At 68.3% G+C, this 24704-nt stretch carries 22 protein-coding genes and 2 pseudogenes (1 of these 24 running past the window's edge); 13 read left to right on the top strand and 11 right to left on the bottom strand.

The window, feature by feature from the left end; genetic code table 11:
- Positions 1 to 657, top strand: part of the annotated coding region (locus CED_RS05955; protein ID WP_235186918.1) for a polysaccharide deacetylase family protein (this coding region is incomplete at its 5' end). Its footprint begins 6 nt before the window's first position; 657 of its 663 annotated nt are in view.
- 137 nt (positions 658 to 794) lie between these two features.
- Here the strand turns inward: CED_RS05955 and CED_RS05950 are convergent.
- The gene (locus tag CED_RS05950; RefSeq protein WP_235186917.1) at positions 795 to 1601 is read right to left on the bottom strand and encodes a polysaccharide deacetylase family protein; all 807 of its coding nucleotides are present in this window, start codon (positions 1599 to 1601) and stop codon (positions 795 to 797) included.
- Positions 1602 to 1913: 312 nt separating this feature from the next.
- Between CED_RS05950 and CED_RS05945 the strand changes: the two genes are divergently transcribed.
- From CED_RS05945 to CED_RS05910, 8 genes are all read left to right on the top strand, one after another.
- Positions 1914 to 3236 (top strand): YncE family protein, encoded by a 1323-nt coding sequence (locus CED_RS05945; RefSeq protein WP_035909077.1) that lies wholly within the window; start codon positions 1914 to 1916, stop codon positions 3234 to 3236.
- Positions 3237 to 3585: 349 nt separating this feature from the next.
- Positions 3586 to 3945 carry a MerR family transcriptional regulator gene (locus CED_RS05940; RefSeq protein WP_035909201.1) on the top strand — a complete coding sequence of 120 codons (360 nt, stop codon included), beginning with the start codon at positions 3586 to 3588 and terminating at the stop codon, positions 3943 to 3945.
- Positions 3946 to 4048: 103 nt separating this feature from the next.
- Positions 4049 to 4918 carry a TIGR03619 family F420-dependent LLM class oxidoreductase gene (locus CED_RS05935; RefSeq protein WP_035909076.1) on the top strand — a complete coding sequence of 290 codons (870 nt, stop codon included), beginning with the start codon at positions 4049 to 4051 and terminating at the stop codon, positions 4916 to 4918.
- 266 nt (positions 4919 to 5184) lie between these two features.
- The gene (locus CED_RS05930) at positions 5185 to 5601 is read left to right on the top strand and encodes a hypothetical protein (protein WP_035909073.1); all 417 of its coding nucleotides are present in this window, start codon (positions 5185 to 5187) and stop codon (positions 5599 to 5601) included.
- 5 nt (positions 5602 to 5606) lie between these two features.
- The gene (locus tag CED_RS05925; RefSeq protein ID WP_035731154.1) at positions 5607 to 6548 is read left to right on the top strand and encodes a hypothetical protein; all 942 of its coding nucleotides are present in this window, start codon (positions 5607 to 5609) and stop codon (positions 6546 to 6548) included.
- Positions 6549 to 6763: 215 nt separating this feature from the next.
- Positions 6764 to 10192 (top strand): CHAT domain-containing protein, encoded by a 3429-nt coding sequence (locus tag CED_RS05920; RefSeq protein ID WP_051868687.1) that lies wholly within the window; start codon positions 6764 to 6766, stop codon positions 10190 to 10192.
- A gap of 346 nt (positions 10193 to 10538) precedes the next feature.
- Positions 10539 to 11021, top strand: coding sequence for a transposase (locus CED_RS05915; RefSeq protein WP_051868686.1), 483 nt, complete (start codon positions 10539 to 10541; stop codon positions 11019 to 11021).
- A 252-nt stretch (positions 11022 to 11273) separates the two neighbouring features.
- Positions 11274 to 12164, top strand: coding sequence for a hypothetical protein (locus CED_RS05910; protein ID WP_152569704.1), 891 nt, complete (start codon positions 11274 to 11276; stop codon positions 12162 to 12164).
- A gap of 78 nt (positions 12165 to 12242) precedes the next feature.
- On the opposite strand, the gene CED_RS05905 is transcribed toward CED_RS05910, so the two are convergent.
- Positions 12243 to 13166 carry a transposase gene (locus CED_RS05905; protein WP_235186915.1) on the bottom strand — a complete coding sequence of 308 codons (924 nt, stop codon included), beginning with the start codon at positions 13164 to 13166 and terminating at the stop codon, positions 12243 to 12245.
- Positions 13167 to 13181: 15 nt separating this feature from the next.
- Between CED_RS05905 and CED_RS05900 the strand changes: the two genes are divergently transcribed.
- Positions 13182 to 14069, top strand: a complete 888-nt coding sequence (locus CED_RS05900) for a WYL domain-containing protein (protein ID WP_051868685.1) — start codon at positions 13182 to 13184, stop codon at positions 14067 to 14069.
- A gap of 84 nt (positions 14070 to 14153) precedes the next feature.
- On the opposite strand, the gene CED_RS05895 is transcribed toward CED_RS05900, so the two are convergent.
- From CED_RS05895 to CED_RS05870, 5 genes and pseudogenes are all read right to left on the bottom strand, one after another.
- Positions 14154 to 14501: a DUF86 domain-containing protein gene (locus CED_RS05895; protein WP_006538963.1), complete on the bottom strand. Its 348-nt coding sequence runs from the start codon at positions 14499 to 14501 to the stop codon at positions 14154 to 14156.
- Positions 14491 to 14793, bottom strand: coding sequence for a nucleotidyltransferase family protein (locus tag CED_RS05890; protein WP_011434627.1), 303 nt, complete (start codon positions 14791 to 14793; stop codon positions 14491 to 14493). Before CED_RS05890 ends, CED_RS05895 begins: the two co-directional genes overlap by 11 nt.
- A 558-nt stretch (positions 14794 to 15351) precedes the next feature.
- Positions 15352 to 16188 (bottom strand): IS5 family transposase, encoded by an 837-nt coding sequence (locus tag CED_RS05885; protein ID WP_035909067.1) that lies wholly within the window; start codon positions 16186 to 16188, stop codon positions 15352 to 15354.
- A gap of 524 nt (positions 16189 to 16712) precedes the next feature.
- A pseudogene (locus CED_RS05880) lies at positions 16713 to 17372 on the bottom strand (IS5 family transposase); the annotation flags it as partial.
- A gap of 1658 nt (positions 17373 to 19030) precedes the next feature.
- Entirely contained in the window at positions 19031 to 19525 is a 495-nt protein-coding gene (locus CED_RS05870) for a methylated-DNA--[protein]-cysteine S-methyltransferase (protein ID WP_051868684.1), read from the bottom strand.
- A 229-nt stretch (positions 19526 to 19754) separates the two neighbouring features.
- Between CED_RS05870 and CED_RS05865 the strand changes: the two genes are divergently transcribed.
- The 3 genes from CED_RS05865 (at position 19755) to CED_RS05855 (ending at position 21728) form a co-directional block, all read left to right on the top strand.
- The gene (locus CED_RS05865; RefSeq protein WP_023840196.1) at positions 19755 to 20240 is read left to right on the top strand and encodes an RNA polymerase sigma factor; all 486 of its coding nucleotides are present in this window, start codon (positions 19755 to 19757) and stop codon (positions 20238 to 20240) included.
- Positions 20241 to 20278: 38 nt separating this feature from the next.
- On the top strand, positions 20279 to 20851 hold the full coding sequence (locus tag CED_RS05860; protein ID WP_347272520.1) for a methylated-DNA--[protein]-cysteine S-methyltransferase: 573 nt from the start codon (positions 20279 to 20281) through the stop codon (positions 20849 to 20851).
- 142 nt (positions 20852 to 20993) lie between these two features.
- Positions 20994 to 21728: an SDR family oxidoreductase gene (locus CED_RS05855; RefSeq protein ID WP_035909062.1), complete on the top strand. Its 735-nt coding sequence runs from the start codon at positions 20994 to 20996 to the stop codon at positions 21726 to 21728.
- Between the two features lie 171 nt (positions 21729 to 21899).
- On the opposite strand, the pseudogene CED_RS22185 reads toward CED_RS05855, so the two are convergent.
- From CED_RS22185 to CED_RS05830, 4 genes and pseudogenes are all read right to left on the bottom strand, one after another.
- A pseudogene (locus CED_RS22185) lies at positions 21900 to 22446 on the bottom strand (AfsR/SARP family transcriptional regulator).
- A gap of 121 nt (positions 22447 to 22567) precedes the next feature.
- Entirely contained in the window at positions 22568 to 23047 is a 480-nt protein-coding gene (locus CED_RS05840; protein ID WP_051868683.1) for an ISAs1 family transposase, read from the bottom strand.
- Positions 23048 to 23066: 19 nt separating this feature from the next.
- On the bottom strand, positions 23067 to 24323 hold the full coding sequence (locus tag CED_RS05835) for an ISAs1 family transposase (protein WP_235186914.1): 1257 nt from the start codon (positions 24321 to 24323) through the stop codon (positions 23067 to 23069).
- Positions 24324 to 24334: 11 nt separating this feature from the next.
- Positions 24335 to 24704 (bottom strand): transposase family protein (locus CED_RS05830; protein WP_035909059.1); only part of this gene is annotated, 370 nt, incomplete at its 5' end.

The following is a 24704-nucleotide window of genomic DNA, read 5'->3' as shown; positions in this document are numbered from 1 at the left end:
CCGCCGATGCCCCCGCCGCATCCAGGCCGACCCACCGTGACCTTCCAGGCACCCGCCCGGACCCAGCAGATCGCCCTGACGATCGACGACGGCTACGATGCCGCGACGGTCGCCGGCTACGTGGCGTTCGCCCAGCGATCGAAGATCCCCATCACGTTCTCGCCGAACGGCGCCTACCGGGCGATCTGGGACCGCCACGCCGACGTCCTGCGTCCGCTGGTGGAGTCCGGCCAGGTGCAGATCGGCAACCACACCTGGACCCACAAGAACCTGCTGCACGAGACGGACACCGCGATCCGGGCCGATATAGAGCGGAACGAGCAGTGGATTCAGCGAACCTTCGGGATCACCAGCCGGCCCTGGTTCCGTCCGCCCTACGGCGCCCACAACCCCCACGTCGACGGGCTCGTGGGCGAGCTCGGCTACACCCGGGTCCTGCTGTGGAACGGCAGCTTCGGCGACTCGACCACACTCACCCCGCAGCAGCTCATCGGGCTTGCCGAGCAGTACCTCAAGCCAGGCACGATAATGCTCGGCCACGCCAACCACCAGACCATCCTCGGCCTGTTCGACAAGGTCCAACAACTGATCGAGCAGCGCAACCTTCAGCCGGTCACCCTGGATACCATGTTCGGCACCTCCCGCGCCGTCGGCTGACAACGGCAACATTTCCGCGGAAGCGACGATCTCGTCCTGGTCGGAAGGGCCCGAGGAATGCCCGGTCAAGAAACTCCCGGTCAAGAAATGCCCGGCCAAGGAGCCAAGGAGTTTCACCCGGGCCGGCCCTTCCGAGGTCAGGTGAGCAGGTCGTGGACCGGTACCGGGGTGAGGCCGGCCGTGCGCAGGTTCGCGACGATCCGGGGGAACGCGCTGACGGTGCCCGGGTAGCCGAAATGCATGCTCACGATGGAGCCTGGCCGGGTGCCGGCCCGCACCCGCGCGACGACGGTGTCGGCTCCGGGGGAGGTGTAGTCGAGCGGGTCGACGTCGAAGTCCACAACCGTGCGGTACCCGGCGGCGCCGGCCTCGGTGAGGATCAGCGGGGTGGCGGTGCTCGTGCCGGAGGGCCGGAAGTAGCGGCCCTGCGTCGGGGCCAGTCGGGCCAGGACGTCCCGGCAGCCGGTGATCTCCGCGGTCACCCGATCGGCTGGAAGCGTCGTCAGCGCCGGGTGGGTGTAGGTGTGGTTCGCCAGTTCGTTGCCGGNCGCGAGGATGACGGGGACGAGGTCGCGGTGCTGGTCGAGCCATTGCCCGACCGCAAACACGGTGATCGGTGCCGAGAGCCTGGCGGCGTCGGTGAGGAGCTGATGGGCCAGGGACAGATCCTGACCCGCCTCGTGCGGGCCGAGATGGAAGGTGAGCGCGACCCGGGACCGGTCACGCGGTCCGTGGGTGACCGCCGCCGCCGCGCCTCCCGGCNCCAGCTCCGGGCCGCCGGCCGCGCCGGCAGCGGAAGAGGCCGCCGCGGTCTCACCCGATGTGCCGCCAAGGGCAGGGGCGAAGGGTGACGGCGTTGCTCCTGAGGACGCTGGTGGCGCCGAGGGGGTCGAGCCACCGGTACCGCAGCCCGCCAGCCCCGTAGCCGCCGCCGTACCGGCCACAGCCAGGAACTGACGACGAGAGGTACCACGACCGGCCGGCTGAGACATGACGCTGAGGGTATCTCGGCTACGGGGATATCCCGGCCACTGGAGGCGCCCGATGGGCACCCAGGATCACCAGCCGGGTACCGTGAGGCCACGGGCGGCCAGACCCCGACACGAGCCTTCGTGTNGACGATAGATCACAACCAGGCAAGCGATCAGCAAAACCAGGCAAGCGATCAGTAAAACGCCTTTCTACCATATTCGATTATGCGACCGTCCGACGGGGTCGAAGGGCCCCGCGTGAAAAGACGGTACTAGCGTGTCGGCATGCCAACCAGGGCGAAATCGCATCAACCCCGGCCCGGGAAGCGGCCCCGGCCGTACGGCCCGATCCTGCTGGCCGGCCTGGTGGTCCTTGTCGTCGCCCTGCTGGCGGGCTGGGTCCTCCGTGACCCGGGCAACCAGGCTGCGAACGCTGGAGCCCNCCCGCAACCGCCTGCGTCCCCGGCCAGGGCGGGAGCAAGCCCCACCGCCGCCGTTGCTGGTGGTACCACCGTTGCTGGTGCTACCACCACTGCTGTGGATGTGTACGCCCACGCCCATGCCGGGATGCTGAGCCCGGTCGTGCGCGACGATCCGCAGCTCGTCTATGTCCCGAACCTGTCCGACGGCACGGTCAGCGTCATCGACCAGCACACGCTGCGGGTAGTGGCCACCTACCCCACGGGGCGCGGCCCGCAGCATGTGGTCCCGTCCTGGGACCTGCGGACACTGTGGGTCAACAACAACGTCGGGAACAGTCTGTCACCGATCGACCCGCGGACCGGGCGCCTCGCCGGCCGGGCCATACCGGTCACCGACCCTTACAACCTGTACTTCACCCTCGACGGAAAGAGCGCGATGGTCATCGCCGAGGCGAACCACAGCGTCGACTTCCGCGACCCGCACACCTTCGCCCTGCGCCACAGCCTCGACGTGGGCAGCCGGTGCGCGGGCGTCAACCACGTCGACTTCTCCCCGGACGGCACCTATGCGATCGCCACCTGCGAGTTCGCCGGCCAACTGGTCAAGATCGACCTGGCGCACGAGCGGGTCCTCGGCTACCTCGATCTCGGACGCACCGCGGCCCCCCAGGACATCAAGATCGATCCTGCGGGCCGGGTCTGGTACGTCGCCGACATGAACGCCGGCGGCGTCCACCTCATCGACGGGGACACCCTCACCAAAACCGGCTTTGTCCAGACCGGCCCGGAGGCCCACGGCCTGTACCCCAGCCGCGACGGCCGCTATCTCTACGTCGTCAACCGGGGCGGCATGATGACCTCCGACATGGTCCCGTTCCCGCATACCGGTGATCGGGGCTCCGTGTCGGTCATCTCCTTCACCACCAGGAAGATCGTCGCAAACTGGGCCATCCCCAGCGGCGGGACCCCCGATATGGGCAACGTCAACGCCGACGGGACCCGGCTGTGGCTGTCCGGCCGGCGCAGCAACGTCGTGTACGTGTTCGATACCGGCGGGAACGGCGGGTCGGACCCGACGACCGGCCGGCTGTTGACCGAGATCCCGGTGGGCCACGAGCCGCACGGGCTCGCCGTCTGGCCGCAGCCCGGGCGCTACTCCCTCGGCCACACCGGAATCATGCGATAAGCCCTCGCGTGTTCGATACTCCTGTCCATCGGCTGTCCACCGGCGCACCGCCAGCACGATCACCTCCGGGGGGAAAACCGGAGCCCCCCTACCTGCCAAGATGAGACGAGACAGGCAGTACGTTCCATCTGGGCTGGCTTGGGCGGGGCTGGGAGAGGTAGATCGGGTGATCCTCGCGGCGCTGTCCCGGCTGTTACCCCGGGCCCGCTNGGACGTCTTCTTCGTCACCCCGGCCACCGTGCTGCGGTGGCACCGTGACCTCCTCCGGCAACTTTCTTACCGGCGGCACGTTGCCCTGACGCCGGCGACAAGGTTTAGCGTCTTGCCCCGGGCGGGTGAAGGAGGTCGGATGCTGATCGGCGAACTGGCGGAACGGGCCGGCACGAGCACCCGCACGCTGCGCTACTACGAGTCACACGGGTTGGTACGGCCACGGCGCTCCGCCAACGGCTACCGCGTCTACGACGAGGCGGAGCTGCGAGTCGTCCACGAAATTCGGGCCCTGCTCGCTGTGGGCTTCGACCTCAACGACATCCGCCCGTTCGTCGCCTGTTTGCGGGCCGGCAACACGTCGGGACACGTTTGCCCGGACTCTGTGCTGGTGCTGCGACGCAAACTCGCCGAAGTCGATGTCTGTATCAAGCGGCTCGACGCGGTACGGCAGCAGTTGCAGAGCCAGCTCGCTCAAACGATCGCGATGCGGCCGTAGTAGCCGTCGCTGACCGACGAACAGTCATCGAGCTCAACGTCCCTGTCCGCCCGGCCAACGGCGGGCGGGGNGCAATGGGGNATCAGCAGATCGGAAGAATGAGATGAAGTTCGCAATCGGCTACAGCACGCCCTACTACGGTGTCGACCCGGACCGGATCACTGCCTACGCCCAGCATGCGGAGGAATGCGGCTTCGAGGCACTGTATCTGCCGGAGCACATCGTGCTGTACCCCGGGGCGATGGTCGGGTCCATCGAGATCCCGCCGTCGCTGCCCNACGCNGATCCCCTCGATTGCCTGAGCCTCGTCGCCGCGGCCACGAACCGGATGCTGCTCGGCACGGGCGTGCTGCTGCTTCCCTACCACCATCCAGTGGTCCTCGCCAAGCGACTGGCCACCATTGATGTGCTGTCCAAGGGGCGGATGCGGCTATTGACCGTGGGGCTGGGAACCTTGCCGGGCGAGGCCCAGGCGGTGGGGGTGGATTTCAGCACCCGTGGTCGCCGCGCCGACGAGGCGATCGACGTGATGCGACTGCTCTGGGCCGGGGGCGAGGACGGGGTCAGCTTCCGCGGGGAGTTCTTCGACTTCGACAACCTGTGCAGCTTCCCGAAGCCCTACGGCGTTACCCAGCTGCCCATCCACGTTGGTGGATCAAGTCGGGCGGCTGCACGCCGGGCCGGGCTGCGAGGCGACGGCTACTTTCCCGGCGGTGCGCTCGGTCCTGATGAGCGTAGCCTCCAACTAGACCTCGCCCGGTCGACCGCCTTCGAGGCTGGCCGTAATCCGGATGCTCTGGAGTACACGCGATGGGGGTCGATCGACATGACACCGGAACGGGTGGAGGCGTTCGCCGCGCAGGGTGTGACCCGCATCGTCGTGGGCGCCACGGCCATCGATCCAGTTCAGCAGCGCGACGAGATATCCGCGTTCGCCCAGCGGTTCGGCCTCCTCGACCGCCTATCGACCTGACGGTTCGGCCAGACCAGGTCGGCGGCGCGTATGTTCTCGACGTCCGCCAGTAGGCGGAGTTCACCTCCGCCTACTGGCCGGGTGCGACCTCATGTCGAGCTCGGCGACTTGCCCGCCCACCTCGCCGACGTCGCAGCCGGGCTACCGGCCAGCGGCACAGGTCCGGGTCGGTGTGGGCATCCCACCTGCACGCCGGCGCTTGATCCCACCCGCCGCCGGCTCCTGCCCCAGGACCGACCCACCCCCTTCTGCAGGGAGTCTCCGCCTTGACCAGCGACAACCACGGCATCATCGAAGCCGGCCGTGCCATCCGCCCCTACCTCGCCGACTGGTTCGCCCCCCAGGACGCCGCAGCCTTCGACCAAGGGATCGCCGCCCTGCTCACCACTGCCAACCCGGCCGACGCAGGAACCCAGGCTGGTCAGCTGCGCGCCCTCCTCGAAGGCCACCCTCACACCGGCCGGTTCCTGCGCGATGTTCTCGCCGACGCCCCGCACTACAGGCCGCCCGACCAGCAGCCCCGCTACCAGCGCACCCCCCNCCCCAGCCCCCTCGGCGACCCAGGTCCAGTCGCCGCCGACCGGTACAACTGCCCGCGCGGCGACTACACCTGGTACCGGCCCGACCTAGGCAGCGCCATCCCCACCTGCCCCACCCACCAGGTCACCCTCGTACGAGGCTGACAGGCATGCTCGAGGAGTTCTGGAAAACAGTCGGCGAGAAAGTCGCCGACCGATGGGCATCGATCGCCGCCCCCGCCCTGGTGTACTGGCTCGCCCTCCTCGCCGTTTGGACCTACCACCACGGCGGCCTTCACACCCTCAGCAACCACACCAGCTGGCTCGACCGGCAGACCCCCGCAATCCAAACCCTCGCCATCCTCACCGCCCTACTCGGCATCGCAGCCACCGCGGTCCTGGTCAGCAGCGCTGCCACTCCGCTGCTCCGACTGCTTGAGGGCTACTGGCCGGCCATCGCCGACCCCCTCCGCCACCGCCTCGCCGCCCGCGCTGCGGCACGCGCCGCCGCAGACGACCTCGCCTGGCAGACAGCACACACTGCCGTGCANCCCCCGAACNCCCCCACAANCCGGCAGCTCGTCGTCTACACCCGCCTCGAACGGCGTCGCCGACAGCATCCATCCCCAGGCGCCCCCGGCTTCTTCCTAGCCACCCGCACGGGCAACATCCTGCGCGCCGCCGAACGACGCCCCACTGACAAATACGGCTTGGACACCATTATCTGCTGGCCCCGTCTCTGGCCTCTGCTCCCTGACACCCACCGGACCGACCTCGCCGCCGCCCGCACCGCCCTCGACACTGCCGCCACCATTACCCTGTGGGCGCTGCTCTTCGCCGCCACCGGTGGCCTCTACACCCTGCTTGCCATCCCTGCGGGTCTCGCCGTCGCCACCATCACCGTCACCGTCGTCATCCCCGCCCGTGCGCAGGCGTTCGGCGAACTGATCGAAGTCGCCTTCGACACTCACCGCACCCAGCTCTACACCCACCTTCGTTGGCCGCTCCCCCACACCCCCGCAGAAGAAAAACCCGCGGGGCAAGCCCTCACCGCCTACCTCTGGCGCGGTTCCGACAACAACACCCCTAACTTCACACAGCCCACCCCGTGATCTCCCTCTGATCTCGCTACAACAACATTGCCAACACCGTCACGCGTCCTTTTCCTCAAACGTCGAGGTTCTCAAACGTCGAGGTTCTGGACAGACACTGCGGACAAAGGGGAGACTCTGCCACATTCGAAACCAGCAAATTCGGCAGGTATGGGTCCGGCCCGGAAGGCCGGACGTTGAGGAAGCCTCGTCACAGAGGAGAGGGGAACGAGTCGATGCGGGACGATCTTCTTGCCAGGGTCCAGGGGCNACTGGAGCTGTTCGCCGCCGAAAGCTCCCCCGAGATCGTGTTGGCCAACGATGCGGTGTTGGAGGTGATGGGTCTCTTGAACGCCGTCCCGGATCCGTCCATCGACACGGATGTTCTGCTCGCGGCCGGTCTTCTGTACTGGTGTCGTTATCTTGTGCTGGGAGGTGACGATGGCCGGCCGGACCTGGCGCGGGCACGGGAACTGCTGGCATCGGTCCACCGGTCGAATCCGACCCTTCTACCCAGCGAGATCCGTGACGCCCTTGACGAGGCTGACATGAACCCGAGCAGCCGGGAAAGGTTGGCACTTCGCGCCGAACACCTGTACGGCCAGTCGACGAAAACCGGTGACGTCGACGGTCTCAGCGAGGCGATCGCCCTGTTCCGACGCGCGTCTGCTGTTACGCCCGTGAGTCATCCGCTTCACGTCGGGCTCCTTTCCAATCTCGCGACGGCGTTACAGACGCGGTTCGCCTGGACGGGTTCGGACTCCGACATCGACGAGGCGGTCGACCTCGGCCGGCTGGCCGCCACCCGGGCACCGGAGAACCACCCTTCCCGCTTCCTGGTGCTGTCGGGTCTCAGTGGTTCGCTATGGGCGCGATGTGTGCACCGGAAGTCGCCGGCGGACCTGGAGGAATCCCTGCAGGCAATCCGGCAGGCGGTCGCGGTCATCCCGCCACAAGATCCTAATAGCGGCCGTTATCTGTCAAACCTGAGTAACATTCTGCGTTCCCGGTTCGAGTGGACGGGCGCGCGAGCCGATCTCGACGAGGCAGTGGAACAGGGTCGACGCGCCGTCGATGTGACGCCGGCCCACCATCCTCAGTACGCGACGATGCTCACCAATCTGGCCGTCGCGCTGCAGACGCGTTTCGTGCAGGCCGGGGTCTCGACGGATCTAACGGCCGCCATCGATATCTTTGGCCGCGCGGCCACAGTAACGCCTCCCAGCCATCCGCACTTTCCGGTCGTCTTGGGAAACTTGAGTGCTGCGCTGCTGGTCCGGGCGCTGCACACCGGGACGGACTCCGACCTCACCACGGCGGTGGAGACGGCCCGGCGGGCAGTGGCTGTGACTCCTCCCGGCAGCCCGGACCGTGCCCGGCGTCTCTCCAATCTGGGCAACATTCTCCGGGCACGTTTTGATCGGGTCGGGCTGCTGGTTGACCTGGATGAGGCTGTGGAGGTCTGCCGGCAGGCGGTAGTGGCGACGCCGGCCAGCCACGCGGAACGGGCCGTGATACTGACCAATCTTGGGGCCGTGGTGGGTCTGCGCGCGGATCGAATCGGGCGCGCGGCCGACCTGGACGAGGCAGTCACCGTCGGCCGGCAGGCGGCGGCTGCCACCTCGACGGAGCACACGGCTTGGGTCCCCGTCATGGTGAACCTCTGCAGGGCGCTGTCACGACGCGCCCGGCTGGCTGGTACCTCCGCAGATCTGGACGAAGCGGTGGAAACTGCCCGCGCGGCGCTCGCCGCCGCCGAGGCCAAAGAGAACAGAGCCTTTGTCGCGGCCGCGGCGTCGAATCTCGGCGAGACCCTCCATCTCCGCTTTGACCGGACAGAAGACATGCCCGACCTGGACGGTTCCGTGGCGGCGTACCGGATGGCGGTCGATGCTCGCGGCGATGACCCGGATGCTGCCACTTCCCTGTCCGGCCTCGGTCTTACCTTGTGGGGCCGTTTCGAACACACTGGGAGGCCGGCGGATCGGGATGTCAGTATCGCCGTGTTTCGACGTGCCGCCGCGCTGGCAACGGCAGCACCCAGTATCCGAGCGAAGGCGGCGGGAGCATGGGCGAGCCTGGCGGCCACCGCGGGCGACTGGCAGCAGGCTGTCGCCGGCTACAGCACCGCTGTGGACCTGCTGGGACAGGTCGCGCCGCGCAGCCTTGACCGCGAAGACCAGGAGTATCGTCTCGTCACCCTGTCCCGGCTGGGATCGCAGGCCGCCGCAGCGTGTTTACAGGTCGGCAAGGTCGAACGCGCCCTGGAACTCTGGGAGCAAGGACGCGGAGTCATCCTCGGCCAGATTCTCGACGCCCGTACGGACCTCGCCCTCCTTGCCGCAAGAGACCCGGAGAAGGCCGCGCTGTTCAGGCGGCTTCAGGATGAGTTCGACGCTCCTCCCGCCTTCGACGGATCCGACATACCGCTGGCGGAGCAGGCATCCCCGCCATTCGTCGGAAACGACGCGACGGGCACGGCACGACGCGGTGCCGACCGGCGGCATGCCCGCGCGGCGCGGTTCGCAAGCCTCGTCTCCGAGATCCGCAGCCTGCCGGACTTCGAGCGTTTTCTTCTGCCACCAACCATCGACGATCTTCGGCACGCCGCGAGCCAGGGGCCGATCGTGGCCGTCAACATCAGCGAGATCCGTTGCGATGCCCTGATCCTGACCACGGCCGGCGTGCAGCTCCTACCCCTGCCGGACCTCACTGAAGAAGCCGTTGGTGACCAGGTCCTCGCTTTCCTGACGGCTGTCGAACGCGGCGACGAGACGGAGCTCTCGAACGTCTTCGGCTGGCTGTGGGACGTCCTCGCCGGACCGGTGTTGGAAAGCCTGGACATCCACGGACCACCGGCAACGGGCACCTCGTGGCCGCGGATGTGGTGGTGCCTGTCGGGGCTGTTGTCGTTCCTTCCNGTACACGCGGCAGGCCATCNCCAGGCTCGATTCGATCCAGCGCCGGACACGCTGATCGATAGAGTGATCTGTTCGTACACTCCAACGATCCGCGCCTTGGGCCATGCTCGGCGCACCGCGCCCGACGCGGCGACGCTTGTCGGCCTTCCGTCAGCGAACGACGAGGGCAGGCGCGCGCTGGTCGTGGTGATGCCCCACACCCCCGACGCCGGCGACCTGCCCGGCGCACACCTCGAAGCCGCCATCCTCACGCGGATTCTGCACGAACGGGTGAGCACGCTGGTCCAGGACAAAGCGACCCGCGCTGCGGTGCTGGCCGCCCTGCCGCAGGCACGCTGGGTGCACTTCGCCTGCCATGGCGAGGCAGCCATCTCCGCCCCATCGACCAGCCGTCTGCTACTACACGACCAGCCCCTCNCCGTTCTGGACGTCAACCGCCTCAGGCTCACCGACGCCGAACTTGCGTACCTGTCCGCGTGCGAAACCGCCCGCCCGGGCGGCGAGCTTTCCGACGAGGCGATGCACCTCGCCTCCGCCTTCCAGCTCGCCGGCTATCGGCATGTCATCGCCACGCTGTGGCCCATCAACGACCAGATCGCCGTCGACCTCGCGGAAAATATCTACAGGTTCCTAGCCGACGGTAGCGACGTGGCCGCGGCCGTTCACAACGCCACCCGTGCCCAGCGCAACTACGCGCCGCGATCCCCGTCACAGTGGGCGTCCCACATCCACGTCGGCGCCTGACGCCGCCACGCCCACACCGTAGCAGCCCACCAAGCTGCTACGTGAGGTTCTTGACAAGCCGTCGCGGCGACAGGAGGTGCACAGAGCGCCCGGGCGGGGGTTCCGAATCCGGTCACCGGCAGGCCTGCGCCGGGAGCGAAAGTAACTGGCGGTGGTTTGTTGTGATCGGTAATGGGAGCGGGAACAGGGAATAAGGAGAAGTGATCGCCTGCGGTCATGGGGGTGAGCAGTGATGACAGCGCGGCTGCCGTGCCCGCCGGCACCGGCGCCGTGGAGGCGTACGCATCCCGGTTCGATGACCTGTTCGCGTCGCGGGCGCAGCGGCAGGGGTTCCGGGACTGTCTGGTTGGTCTGGCTGGCGCCGCGGGACCGGAACAAGACACTGACCTGCCTGGCCGGGGCGGAGCCGGTGGTCGGCGCCCAGCACCGGCAGGCCCAGCGGCTGCAGTGGTTCGTCTCGGAGTCCTCCTGGGACCACCAGAAGATCAACAGTAGGCGGGTTGAGCTGCTCGCCAGAGCGCCAGGCACAGCCCCGCAGCCGGGCGGGGCCCTGGTCATCGACGACTCNGGGGACCGNAAGAGCGGGCACGCCNCCGNGGGAGTCTCCCGCCAGTACCTCGGTTCCCGCGGGGCCATCGAGCGTGGCGTCGTCGCGGTGACCACGGCATGGGCCGACGAGCGGGCCTACCACCCGCTGCGCACCCGGCTCTACCTGCCGGCCCCTGCCTACCCGAGGGGCGCAACGACCCGTCGTTCCAGACCAAGGGGCAGATCGCCGCCGGCCTGGTCACCGACGCCCGCACAGCCGGGATCCCGTTCCGCGCGGTGATCGCCGGCTGCTTCTACGGCCCGTCCGAAAGCCCCGGCCTCGTCCTCGAAGACGATCCAGGACCCTTTGGCCGCAGCGATTTTTTTGCCCGCGGCCACGTCTCCCGCGGCCACNCCCCCNCCGCACCGTCGTCGCGTTCAACCGCCCGCCGGGCGGGCCGCTGGCACGACCAGCCCCGCCGCCGCAGCCGCTCACATCGCAGAGCTGGGCAGGAACCTGCTACTCAACGTCTTGGGCCTCCCTGCCTTCACCGTGGCCGCGCTGGAGGTAGTACCGAAGCAGTCGATCTTTCAGCCGGGATCGCTGGCGATCGCTGGTAGGGCGCCGGATTGGGAGCAATACAAGCCCCCGGCTCCTGGTCGGGCCAGCCGGCTGGTGGGCGGGTCGGGTCGATACCAGCGGGAGTTCGACGCGGCCCGAAGCACGTGGGAAGCCGACACGGCCGAGTTCCAGCGGGTCGAGACCGACCGGCTACGACAACTCACTGCGGCTCGAACCAGACACGACCAGCAGGTGGCTGCGGCCCTCGACCGTGCCGCGGCGCACAACGCCCGCATCGCGGCACAGTGGGCGGCGTGTCTGGACGGTGACCCGGAAGCGGTCGAGTGGTTCGTCGGCCAAGCGCTCGCGGCCACGTCCTATCCCGACGGCTTCCCCGTAGCACGCAAAATCGCCTACCGGCCCCAGGAACACGACATCGTCATCGAGATCGAATTCCCACAACGATCCGTGATCCCCGAAATCAGGGAATACAAGCTATTCAAGACCGCACCCGAGGTCAGGCCGGTAAAGTGGAAAGAGCCTGAAGCCAAGAAGCTATATGCGCAGCTCGTTGCCTGGATGACGTTGCGGATAGTGCACGAAGTCTTCGAGGCCACGAAGACGCTTGACCTCATCGATGTTGTTGTCTTCAACGGAACCGTCATCGATGTAGCACCCACGACCGGCAAAGACACTCTCTACCATCTGGTAAGTCTCGAACCCGAACGATCCATGTTCGAGGCGAGCCTTGAACTCGACCGAGTCACCGATCCGATCGGATGCCTGCGCGAGCTGGGCGCGGAAGTCTCACCCAACCCTTACGATCTAGAAGCCGTGAAACCCGTTGTCACGTTCGACCTCCGTCGATTCAGACGTACGTAGTCGGAATTCCCGTGGGTGCATGGTCGCGGGCGGCGTGACGGTCGGTCACGCCGCTGGGTGTTGCGAGGAGTTCGCTGGTCAGCTGGGTGGCTGTTTCCACGCCTCAAGGTCGTCGGGGCTGGCGGCCCAGGGCAGGAACCGTTCGAGGTCGGTGCCGGTGAGCGCTGTGTCGTCGGTCCGGCCGCAGGCGCCGAGGTAGCTTTCCAGGTAGGTCAGCAGGTTCAGTCCGTGCAGCGTCGTGGTCGCGGTGACCGTGAAGATCGTGGCGGCGTCGCGGGCGGCGTCCTCGGTGCGGGAGCCGCCGGCGTTGCGCCGGGTCACGACTGGCCCCCTGATCGCTCTCTCGGCCGGGTTGTTGTCCAGACCGATCATGGGATAGCCGCGGTGGGCGGTCAGGCCGTCCCATTCCCGGTCCATCGTGGCCCGGGCCTTCTTCGCGGGTTCCTGCAGGCCCGGGGAGGTCATCTGTTCCTGTCGGACGGTGTCGATCACGCCGATCGCGGTGTCCCAGCCGGCGTAGGCGGCGGCCAGGGCGCGCTCGGCGCGCGGGGACGGGGCCGTGGCGGGGGTGTGCCAGGCCGCGGCGAGCGCGTCGTGCGCGGTGTAGAGATCGCGGATCCGGTCGACCCACTGGCGGGCCCAGATCCCGAGCTGGGCGGGGTTCGCGTCCCCGGCTCGTACGAAGTGCCGCCGGGCCTGCGCCCAGCAGTACAGGTTGACCAGGCCGTCAGCCCGCCGGCCGGCGGAGGCGTAGACGGTGTAGAAGTCCGACGACAGCACGAGCCGGCGCGCCGCGCCGCCGGGGGTGTCGCTGAGCTGGCCGGTGTCCGGGTCGAGGCCGACATGGTCGGCGAGGACCGCACTCGAACGGGTCGCGTCCATCACGAAGCACACCGAGTCCTCACCGAGGAAGACCCACAGCCAGAAGCGGGCCGGCCCGCCGCCGGGGAAATCGCAGTCGACCTCGTCACGGGTGAGATGGTCATAGTTCCGCCGGCCCATCAGTGGTCCGCGCTGGTGACCGCATGGTTGATGTTGGAACATGCTCCGACCAGCCGGGAGATCCGCGGAGACAAGGAACTGGCCCCGCCGCTGCCCCTGGCCTCGGCCGCCGGTGGGCTACGACGCGCCATGCTGTGCGCGGCGCGCGGTGGGCTGTCGTTGCGGGTGGCCGGCGAGCACGTCGACTGGTTCTTCCCGCTGCATCTATACGGGCCAGGCGAGCTGCGGGACAAGGCGGCCGCCGCGATACGGGAGTTGGAATATCTGGTCAAGGATGTGGCTCGCCTCCACGGGAAGATCCGGGTGCGGGGAATGCGCTCGTGCGTCGTGGCCGAAGAGGCCTTGATCAGCGAGATTCTGCATACCCGGTCATTGGCGAAGCTGTCCTTGGCGCGGGTGGCGCCGACGGTGCTGTCCAGCTCGCACGAGCCGCACGAGGTGCTGGCACGGCTGCGTGCGGCCGGGCTGTCCCCGGTCGCCGAGGACGCGACGGGCACAGTGATCGTCGAGAAGCAGCAGGAGCACCGCGCGGCTGCGCCCCGGTCGCCGACGCGGGCCGCGTCCCNGGNCCGGCCCCNGNTGGNCGCGGNGAAGCTGGCCGCACGGCTGCTCGCGGACCCGGATGGCACGGACAGCGGCGGGNCGGNTATCTCGGAGACGTCCGCGCGGCTGGCGCAGCTGAACCCTGGCCTGACCGATACCGAGATCATCCTGCTTGCCGACGCGATCGAGGCCCAGCGCGACGTGTTGATCAGCTACCGGAACAAGGCAGGAAACCGGACTGCCCGGGAGATCCAGCCGCACCAGCTGTACGGCCGATGGCTCGAGGCGTGGTGTCACCTGCGGGACGCACAACGGGACTTCACCGTGGCCAACATCGAGTCGGTCGCCCCGGTCGGCTGACCCCGTCGGTGGCCCTCACCGACTGCCTGTGCCCGCGCCCGACATCAGGCGACCAGGCCACTCACGCTCCAGCCCTCGGTGGGTTCAGGTGCCTTCGCGTACAGCTGCGAGGACTCGACGCAGGTCGACAGAGAACTGGGGTAGTTGCTCTCTGGCCGCGGTGTGCAGTATCTCGAGGTCGACGGACCAGTAGCCGTGGACGATCCGGTTGCGTAGCCGGACGGGCTGCTTCCAGGCGATGTCGGGATAGCTCTTGGTGATCTCTTCGGAGAGCTGACTGGCGGCTTCGCCGAGCACGGTGAAGTTCCACAGGAGTGCGTCGCGGCGCTGCCGGTCCGCTTCCAGGGCGCTGACGGTGATTCCGTCGGTGAGTTTCTGTGCCTGGTCGGCCGCTTCGATCATCTCGCTGAGAAGGAGGACGTCACGCCGCATAGACGGGCCGTGCCTCAGCCAGGACGGACGAGCGGAGCAGCGGGTGGAGCCCGCGGGCGGAGACCAAATCGACGGGCCGTCCGAACAGGCCGGTGAGGTCATCGGCGAGCTGCTCGATGTCCCAGCCCAGACGCCGGCCCGGCGCAAGGGTGTACAGGATGTCGATGTCGCTGTCAGCGGTCGCGGTGCCGCGCGCCTGCGAGCCGAACACCTGGAGTTCCGCGATCCCGTAACGAGCGCAGATCGCGGCCAGGCGTGCCCTGTCGATCTCTACTCCGGCGATGGACCCCACAGGTCAAGGGTAGCCGCAGGAAGCTCAAGGTCCAGGGCGCACCGTTCCAACGCGCATCGCCGCTGATCATGACTGCCCGTTGACCAGCCGCACGGGCAAACCGCGACTCACTGGCATCACGCCCGCCCCGGCGACTCGGACCGAGGCCAGCGGCACCCCGAGGCGGTTAAGGGGTTAACTCAACACCGGCAAACGAGCTCTGGACCACAGCGCCCGCCGGGCGAATCAGGCGACGGTTCGGATTGTGCGAATTTTNCACCAAGAAAAAAGTTCAACAAAATGCCAGGTCACACCAAGACGACGGCGCCCGCGAATGGAACGCCCGCGACGGCCGTGTCACCGATCTCGGGCTGCACTGCACCGTCGCCCCCGCGGCCGGTAACAAGATCACGATCGCGATTCGGGCATCCGCAGGCAGCGAGAACACGACCGGGTGACAGACGCCGGGTATTCGTGGTTCACAGATCCACCGGCCGTGCNCTCCACGACCCGGTGGACCTGACTCCCGCCACGGCGTGGCCATGGCTACTGAGAGCCTGTCCTGGATCTTGAGTGATGTTAACGCTCTGTAGTGTCGCGGGGTTGCCGGCGTGGGACGGGATTCCCGCGAACGAGACGGCGGACCATGGTGCGGATCATCGCCCAGTGGATGAACGATGCGGAGGTGGCGGGGNGGCGTTCGTAGTCGCGGGCAAGCCGCCGGTGGGCGGTGAGCCAGGCAAGGGTACGTTCGACCACCCGTCGTTTCGGCAGGGCCTCGAAGGTTTTCTGACCGGGTTTCTTCCGAACGATCTCGACGGTGGTCCTCATGATGGTCCGCGCCCATGCAACAGGCTGGCCGGCGAAACCGCCGTCGGCGAACAGATGACGGCAGCGATGATGGGTGAAGTAGTGGTCTATCAGGAGGCGCCGGCCGCCGTCGCGGTCCTGGACGTTGGCAGGGACGACGAGGACGGTCAGCAGGAGACCCAGCGTGCCGACGATCACGAACCGCTTGCGGCCGTTGACCTTCTTGCCGGCATCGTAGCCGCCGGAGTCGGCGCCGACCGTCTGGGCGCCCTTGACCGACTGGGAGTCCACCACCCCCGCGGTCGGCTCCGCCTCCCGGCCCCGCGCGAGCCGGACCCTGCCCCGCAGCGCGTCATGGATCCCGGCGGTCACGCCTTTTTTCTTCCACCGGTCAAAGAAGCCGTAGACCGTCTGCCACGGCGGGAAGCCCGCCGGCAGCGCGCGCCACACGATCCCGTTGTGTGTCACGTACAGGATGGCGTCCACGATGTCCCGGCGAGAGTGCGCCCCGGGCCGGCCGTCCTTCGATACCGGCGGCAACACAGCTTCGACAAGCGCCCACTCGGCGTCGGTCAGATCCGATGGATACCGGTGTGTACGTACCATGACCAGCCCCTGCCGCCATCACCCCCGTCCAAACCCCACCAGCAACATCCACACCAACTTTCCGTCACGCTCCGCATATGAAAAAAGATCCAAAACAGGCTCTTGGAGCCTTGCCGGTCGACAGCGCAACGGACATACATCCACCTCTCCCGTGGTCTACGGCGTGAGTGGCTCGTCACCCTGCAATTCTCCGCGACAGCGCTGAAGTTTCGGACGACTGGGCATCGCGCTCACCGCGCGCTGAAGAGATAGCGCTCGAGTACCCGATCGACGAATATCCGGCCGACACCAGGGCCGCCGGCCTCTGCCTGGGGGTCAGCGTCGACCTCGGTCTCGGCGTCGGCCGCGCGTCGGTACCGGTCCGGGTCGGCGAACAGGCCGTCCGTCACCTCATGCTCGACCAGCTCCGCGACAGCGTGCGCGGAACCGCCGAGGGCACGCAGTGCCCCGCGCAGCGTCTCCCACTCGACGTGCCGGTCGTTGTCGTTCCACAGCTCGGCTGCCAGGTCGTGGACGAGGGAGANTCGTTTCGGCAGGGCCTCGAAGGTTTTCTGACCGGGTTTCTTCCGAACGATCTCGACGGTGGTCCTCATGATGGTCCGCGCCCATGCAACAGGCTGGCCGGCGAAACCGCCGTCGGCGAACAGATGACGGCAGCGATGATGGGTGAAGTAGTGGTCTATCAGGAGGCGCCGGCCGCCGTCGCGGTCCTGGACGTTGGCAGGGACGACGAGGACGGTCAGCAGGAGACCCAGCGTGCCGACGATCACGAACCGCTTGCGGCCGTTGACCTTCTTGCCGGCATCGTAGCCGCCGGAGTCGGCGCCGACCGTCTGGGCGCCCTTGACCGACTGGGAGTCCACCACCCCCGCGGTCGGCTCCGCCTCCCGGCCCCGCGCGAGCCGGACCCTGCCCCGCAGCGCGTCATGGATCCCGGCGGTCACGCCTTTTTTCTTCCACCGGTCAAAGAAGCCGTAGACCGTCTGCCACGGCGGGAAGCCCGCCGGCAGCGCGCGCCACACGATCCCGTTGTGTGTCACGTACAGGATGGCGTCCACGATGTCCCGGCGAGAGTGCGCCCCGGGCCGGCCGTCCTTCGATACCGGCGGCAACACAGCTTCGACAAGCGCCCACTCGGCGTCGGTCAGATCCGATGGATACCGGTGTGTACGTACCATGACCAGCCCCTGCCGCCATCACCCCCGTCCAAACCCCACCAGCAACATCCACACCAACTTTCCGTCACGCTCCGCATATGAAAAAAGATCCAAAACAGGCTCTTGGAGCCTTGCCGGTCGACAGCGCAACGGACATACATCCACCTCTCCCGTGGTCTACGGCGTGAGTGGCTCGTCACCCTGCAATTCTCCGCGACAGCGCTGAAGTTTCGGACGACTGGGCATCGCGCTCACCGCGCGCTGAAGAGATAGCGCTCGAGTACCCGATCGACGAATATCCGGCCGACACCAGGGCCGCCGGCCTCTGCCTGGGGGTCAGCGTCGACCTCGGTCTCGGCGTCGGCCGCGCGTCGGTACCGGTCCGGGTCGGCGAACAGGCCGTCCGTCACCTCATGCTCGACCAGCTCCGCGACAGCGTGCGCGGAACCGCCGAGGGCACGCAGTGCCCCGCGCAGCGTCTCCCACTCGACGTGCCGGTCGTTGTCGTTCCACAGCTCGGCTGCCAGGTCGTGGACGAGGGAGACGACCAGCACGGGCGTCCGGATGGCCGAGGAGATCACCATGACGTCGACCGCCGCAGCCNAGTGGCGTGCCGCGGCTGCGTCCCTCACGCCAGCCGGTTCGGGGCGTGCGGGAGCCCAGCGCCGCATCCCGGCGGACACCGTGGCCGCCGTGGACGTGACGAAGACGGCGAAAGCCATCAGATCGAGCAGAATGGTACGAGGCCCACGCCATGGCAGTGACGGCTCGGACAGGCCCGCTTCGGCAGCGAACACCGCGGCCAGGGCCCCGTCGATCGGGCCCGGTACCTCTTCCCGCGCCGCCGCGAGCGGCGCCGGTACCTGGAGGGTCAGGATCCCCTCGAACGGGGCGGGCAGGCCGTCGGCGACGAGGCGGGCCAGGCGGTCACGGGCGTCGAGGACGTCGTTGAGCCAACCGGCGGCAACCGTCGGAAGACTGCGCGCCGCCCGGCCCGGTGCACCGGCCCCGTCCACGGCCGACCCGCCCGGCCGCCGTCGGTCGACCAGTTCGGCGAGTCCCGCGGCCACCCGCTGCAGATCGGCGTCGGCGAGGGCGAGGACATGGGTCGCTACGACCAGCGACGCGGCTGCAACGACATCCGCATCGGTGAGATGGCGGTGCACATGCTCGGCGGCGGCGGGGTGGATGCGCCGCGTGGTCTCGGTCAGGGTCGCCNCCANCCCNCCCNCCGGACTCGCGGACCACTGCCCGCCGGTGGCGAGCCGCTCGACGTCCGCGGAGCATTCCGCGACGGCCTTGTCGATCGCGGCGACGCAGGCGGCGGGCACCAGACCCAGCCGGCCCCCCGCACGCACGACGGCCGCCTCCACGTCCAGCATCGCCCGCAGCCACGCCGCACCGCTCGTCGCCGTATCGATGAGAGTTCCGGCCCAGGACGCCGCCCGCCCGTCACCGTGTCGTAGGTCGTCCATCGTGCCGCTTCCTCTCGCAGACGGAGGTCCGGTCGCGGTCACGGCCGAGTGCGGGGCGGACNGGTCCGGGCGATGTGCACTCGCCGCCTCCGCCGCCCGGTCGGGCGCCTGCCGTGGCAGCGGTAGCGGTAGCGGTAGCGGTAGCGGTAGCGCCAGACCAGACTGTGCGGCTCGGCTACAGCGACGCTCGAGAGCCGGCCCGGGCCGCGCTCACCCTCGGGCCTCCAGGGCCCGCAGCTGATGGCGCACATGGCAGCCACCCGGATAGACGGCGGCATCCGGCCCCACGCGCAGCACCCGGTGGCAGGGGATGAGGATCGGCAGTGGATTGGCCGCTNCCNCCANCCCCNCCGCCGCCNCCTCCGCCGGTCGACCCGCCGCGACAGCCAGCTCACCGACCGTCACCGCGGCGCCGAAGGGCACGGCGCACAGGGCACGCAGGACCTCCCGCTGGGCCGGGCCAACCAGCGACGTGTCCAGCGGCACCGNGAACTCCCGGCGGTCGCCGTCCAGGTACTCCACGATCTGGCGGTACACGTCGTCGAGCTGGCCGCACCTGGCCTCGGCGGCCGGCCCGACCTGCCTGGTCACGCTGTCCAGCACGAAGTCGGCGTCCTGGTCGCGGAAGGCCACGCGCACCACACCCCGCTGGGTCCGCACGAGGAAGAGCCGGCCGACAGCCGTGTCCACGTGGCGGTAGGTCACGGCGGCGTGAAGCGGGGCTCAGTGCACAGGCATCTCGCTGATCGCCGGCCTCCGGAATGCGACGGTTCGTGCGTTCNCCCCTACGACGTCCGGGCCGGGCTGTTTGTGAGCCCCGGGCAGGTCCTCGCGTCCTCGTCCGCCCGGGACGGGCCCCGGCCGCTGCGCCGACCGGATCCGACCAGGCCCGAGCCCGGGCTCACACTTGGGCCGTGTGGATCGTTCTTCTGGCATGGAGCGCGAACCGTTCGACGCCGTGGTCCAGCGGTGCGGGCCGATGGTGCTGCGGGTCTGCTGGGCGGTCGCCGGGCCGGATCTGGCCGAGGATGCCTGGTCGGAGACGTTTCTCGCGGCGCTGCGGGCGTATCCGGAGCTGCCTGCGGGCAGCAACGTCGAGGCGTGGTTGGTGACGATCGCGCGCAACAAGGCGATCGACCAGCTGCGGGCCCAGTCACGGCGGCCCGCGCCGACGGAGCGCCTCCCGGAGCCGGCCCGGTGGGAGGAGCGTGACACGCAGCTGGATCTGTGGGACGCGCTGAAACGGCTCACGCCCAGGCAACGGGAGGCCGTCGCGCTCCACTATCTCGCCGGACTCCCGTACGCCGAGGTCGCCCGGCTCGTCGGTGGCAATCCCGCCGCCGCGCGGCGCGCGGGCGCTGACGCCATCGCATCGCTGCGGAGCATGCTTGCACTGGCGAAGGAGGACGAGTCGCGATGACCAGCGACGATCTTCGGGCGCCCGATCCGTTCGCCGCCATGCCGGACCTCGATGCCCGGCTCAGTCGCCTGCGCCAACGGCTCGCGGCCGAGGCCGAGCGGGAGGGTCTGCTGGACGTGGCCTACCGCAGCGTGGACTCGCCCGTCGGGCGGCTCCTGCTCGCAGCGACCCCGCAGGGGCTGGTCCGGGTCGCCTATGAGGTGGAGGACCACGACGCCGTGCTCGCGTCGCTGTCCGAGCGGATCAGCCCCCGCGTTCTGCGGGCGAACGGGCGGCTCGATCCCGTCGCCGTTCAGCTCGACGCGTACTTCGCCGGGGCCCGGTCACGCTTCACACTGAGCCTCGATCTGCGGCTCGCGACGGGATTCCGGCTCTCGGTGCTGGAGCACCTGCGCGACATCCCCTATGGCAGCACGGCCAGCTACGCGGCGGTCGCCGCGCTGGCGGGCAGCCCTCGCGCGGTCCGGGCAGTGGGGACGGCCTGCGCGACGAATCCACTGCCCGTGATCCTTCCATGTCATCGCGTCATATACAGCGACGGCCGGATCGGCCGCTACCTGGGCGGCGAGCAGGCCAAGCAATCCCTGCTGCGGCTCGAGGGGGCACTCTGACGCGGCGCGGAGAGGTCACAGGGCATCGGATCGCAATCGACACCTCACGTTCCGGCCTGTCCGGGCGTCTCCTTGCCGAGAGCCTCGTCAACGCTCTCGCCGCCGCCCCGGCGGCGGGCCGAACCCCTGGACGGGACAACGCATGTCTGCAGCACTTGTCACCGGGAGCAACCGTGGATTGGGCTTCGCAACCGCGCAGGCGTTGGCGCGGCTCGGGCACCGGATCCTCGTGACCGCGCGGGAGCAGGCCGCGGCGGACAAGGCCGCGGCCGATCTGACGGCGCAGGGATTCGACGCCGACGCCATCGCGCTCGACGTCACCTCCCCCGACAGCATCGCGGCAGCCACCAGGCGGGTCGCGGAGCTGCCGGCCGGCCTGGACATTCTGGTCAACAACGCGGGGATCCTGCCCGAGGCCACGGACGGCGAGCAGCACGAGTTCGCCTCCCTCGATCTGTTCGGGAAGACGTACGCGACCAACGTCTTCGGCCCGGTTGCCGTCACCGAGGCGCTCCTTCCGCTGCTGCGCAGGAGCCCGGCCGGCCGCATCGTCAACGTCTCCACCACGATGGGCTCGCTCAGCGACCAGGCGAACCCCGCATCGCCCTACTACGGCCTGATCGTGCCGGCGTACCAGAGCTCGAAGGCGGCGCTGAACAGCATCACGATCTCGCTCGCCAAGAAGCTCGCCGACACCCCCATCAAGATCAGCTCAGTCTGCCCGGGCTTCGTGCAGACCGACCTGACCCCGATCAACAGAGAGCAGGCTCAACTCACCGCCGACCAAGCCGCGCAGGTCGTCGTCCGGGCCGCGACCCTGCCCGACGACGCCCCCTCGGGCACGTTCTTCGACCAGAACGGCATCGTAGCCTGGTAGCAAACACCGCGCCCGGGTAGCAGCGCGCCGCACCCGACCGGCATGACCCACCAGGCGTGACGGGGTTCGGTCCGGCGGGAGTCGCTGCGGCCGCCGGGTGCCGGCCTGCCCGTGGAGGACAGGCCTGGCACTCGACGGCCCAGGCCGCAGGCCGCGACGGAGCGCCCAGGATCAGCGGGCGCGGGTCAGCTGGCGGCCCGTTCCCTGCCGAAACGCCTGCGGCGACGACTCCCACCGGTCGCCCAGCAGCAGGTCGCTGCCGGCGAGGATGGCACGCATGAGGTTGGACGTCCGGAACGTCGGCTCGATGCCCATCGTGTCGATGAGCGTGGAGCGGAGGCGACGGAAGACCGAGGCGGCTCGCTTCGGATGGCCGGACCGGGAGTGGGCCACCATGAGCTGGGCGTGCAGGTTCGTGCATCGGATGCAGGCTGATCAGGTCTTCCAGTTCGGGCACGAGCTCGTGGTGCCGCCCGAGCGCCAGGTCGGCCTCGATCCTGAGCTCGGTCGCGTGCAGCCTGGCCTCCTCCAGCGCCATGACGTGCGGTGCGCTGAGGCTGCCACGTTTGACATCCGCGAGGGCAGGGCCGCGCCACTCGCGCAGCGCCTGGCCCAACAGCCGGCTCGCCGCCTCGGCATCGCGCCGAGCCGCGGCAGTCCGCCCGGCCCGATATAGATCATCGAATCGGCACCGGTCGAAGTCGTATCCGTCCGCCACGATCTGGTATGCATGGTTCCGGGTGACGAGAACCTCGCGAGAATCCTGGACCGACGGCAGCCGGAGACTCCGCCGGATATCAGGGCTGCGCGGAGGTCGCGTGGTGTGACGTTCTGTCGCGCTATGTGACCATGAACTGGAGTGCCCGGTGGCGGTCTCCGGCGATGTACTCGAGGGTTTCCTTGACCTTTCGGACTCGGTGGAGGCGGAGGAGGCTCAGGGCGAGGTTGCGGATGGTAGCGAGGTTTCTCGGCCCGTTTCCGGTGGAGGCGCGGCAGGCGTCCTCCCGCCAGGCGGTGTCGCGGATGTAATGGAGGCGGTTCTCGATTCCCCAGTGCAGGCGGACGTGGGNGTGGATTGCCACCGGGGTGGCGCGGTTGCCTCGCAGGCTGGTGACGATGAAGGCGTATTCCTTGGTGAGTCTGTTTCCTTCGAGGTCGAACTCGTCGCGGCGGATGACGGCGATGGTGCGCGCGAAGGGGAATCGGAGGTCGGTGACGGCGGTGGTCCAGATTTCCCATCGCCTGATGCGTCCGTGGGACCGTTCTTCCTCCTCGTGCCCGGGTGTTTCCTGGAGGAGTTTCAGGCAGTGTCCGAACACAGGGCTCCGGCGAGGTAGCTCACCGCTTTGATCCGCTACAGGCTGTGACGAGCAGGTCGAGTGCCGCGTGGCGATCGGCGGCGACGTCCTCCAGGGTTTCCTTGATTTTCCTCCTGCCGTTGAGGCGGAGGATTCCGATGGTCAGGTTCCGGAGGCTCGCGAAAGCCTGATTCGTGTTCCCGGTATAGATCGGATCGTCGTCCTCACGCCAGGCAGTGTCGCGAATGTAGTGGATCTCGTTCTCGATGCCCCATTGGCCGCGGACGTGGGAGTGGGAGTATGACGCTGTGGCGTGCGTGCCCGTAGCGCTGGTGAGGGCGAGGGCGTATTCGCGGGTGAGGCGAACTCCGGTGAGGTCGAACTCGTCTCGCCGGATGATGGCCGCCTTGTTGACATGTGGGAACTCGATGCCGTCGGCTTTCGTGGTCCAGGTCTGCCAGTTTTTGATCCGGCCGTGTCCGCGTTCCTGGACCTCGTGGTGGGCTGGTTCCTGGAGAAGCGGAAGGACCCGTTCGAATGTCTGCCTTTTGAGGGTCGGGCGATTCCCCTTCACCGTCATCACGTAGTCCATTCCGTGCTTGACGATGTCCTTTGCGGTGTCGTCCTGCGTATGCGCCGCGTCGAGGGTCACGGTCGGATGTCCTGGCATTTCCGGAAGCTGGTCAAGCAGATTTTCGACCTGGGTGATCTCGTTGGTGTCGTCGGGGATACGGATCTGTCCGATGACGAGACCCCTGCCGTGGATCATCGCGGCGAGTAGCTTGACCTGTGTCTTCTCATCTACCCAGGCGCCACGCATGACCTTGCCATCGACCGCGATGGTGATCTGCTCCCCGTTCTCCCAGGTGGTCTGCGCGAACAGCCAGCAACCGATGCGGGCGTCCAGTGCCGCGACGTCGATGACCTGGAGGACCCTGCGGATCGTCTTCTCGCTGGGTACTCGGTACCGTCCGAGGAAGTGATCGTAAGGTGCTCCCAGCCGGGCCAGTAGGGGCTGAGGGATTCTCGCCGCCCAGCGGCCGATCTCACTGAGGCGCTTTGCGCCGGTCATCGTCGAGACAAGCGAGGTCGACAGGATGTACCGCAGGCTGTAGATCGCTCCCTTCGCCTTACGTGGGTCGGGAATTTCGCCGAGCATCGCGAGCAGGCTGGAGATGTCGAGCTGCTCGCAATCGACAGGCTCGTTGGACATGCAGGGGTCAGGCTGGCATGATGTCACGTGGTGGCCTTCTGTCTTGGGGGTTTGTTTGGTGGTACTTACATTGAGCCATTTCAAAGTTGGTTTTCCTAAAGGCCCTCGGTGGCGAGGACGAGGGCGGCCTGGGNGAAGGTGCCGACGCGGCGTGGGCAGCCACGGAAACGGTCGAATATGTGCCAGTTCTTGAGGACCGCGAATCCTCGTTCGCCTTGTGAGCGGGTGGTGGCGTGGGTCCGGTTGGCCTCCTTGTCACGGTCGGGGAGGTCGTTGTTCTTGGGTTTCTTGATCGGGACGAGGAGGCGGTCGCCCTCGCCGCCGACGTAGCCCTTGTCCGCGTAGAGGTAGAGCTCCGAGCGGTCGATCAGATCGAGGATGTCGTGCATCCGGGCCGCGGTGAGGTCATGGACGGAGCCGGGAAGCCCTTCGGAGATCCAGATCAGCCGGCCGTAGGGGTCGGTG

Source organism: Frankia sp. CeD (assembly GCF_000732115.1).
GTDB lineage: Bacteria > Actinomycetota > Actinomycetes > Frankiales > Frankiaceae > Frankia > Frankia casuarinae.
Note: the sequence above shows the minus strand (reverse complement) of the source record. Positions and strands in the feature narration are given on the sequence as shown.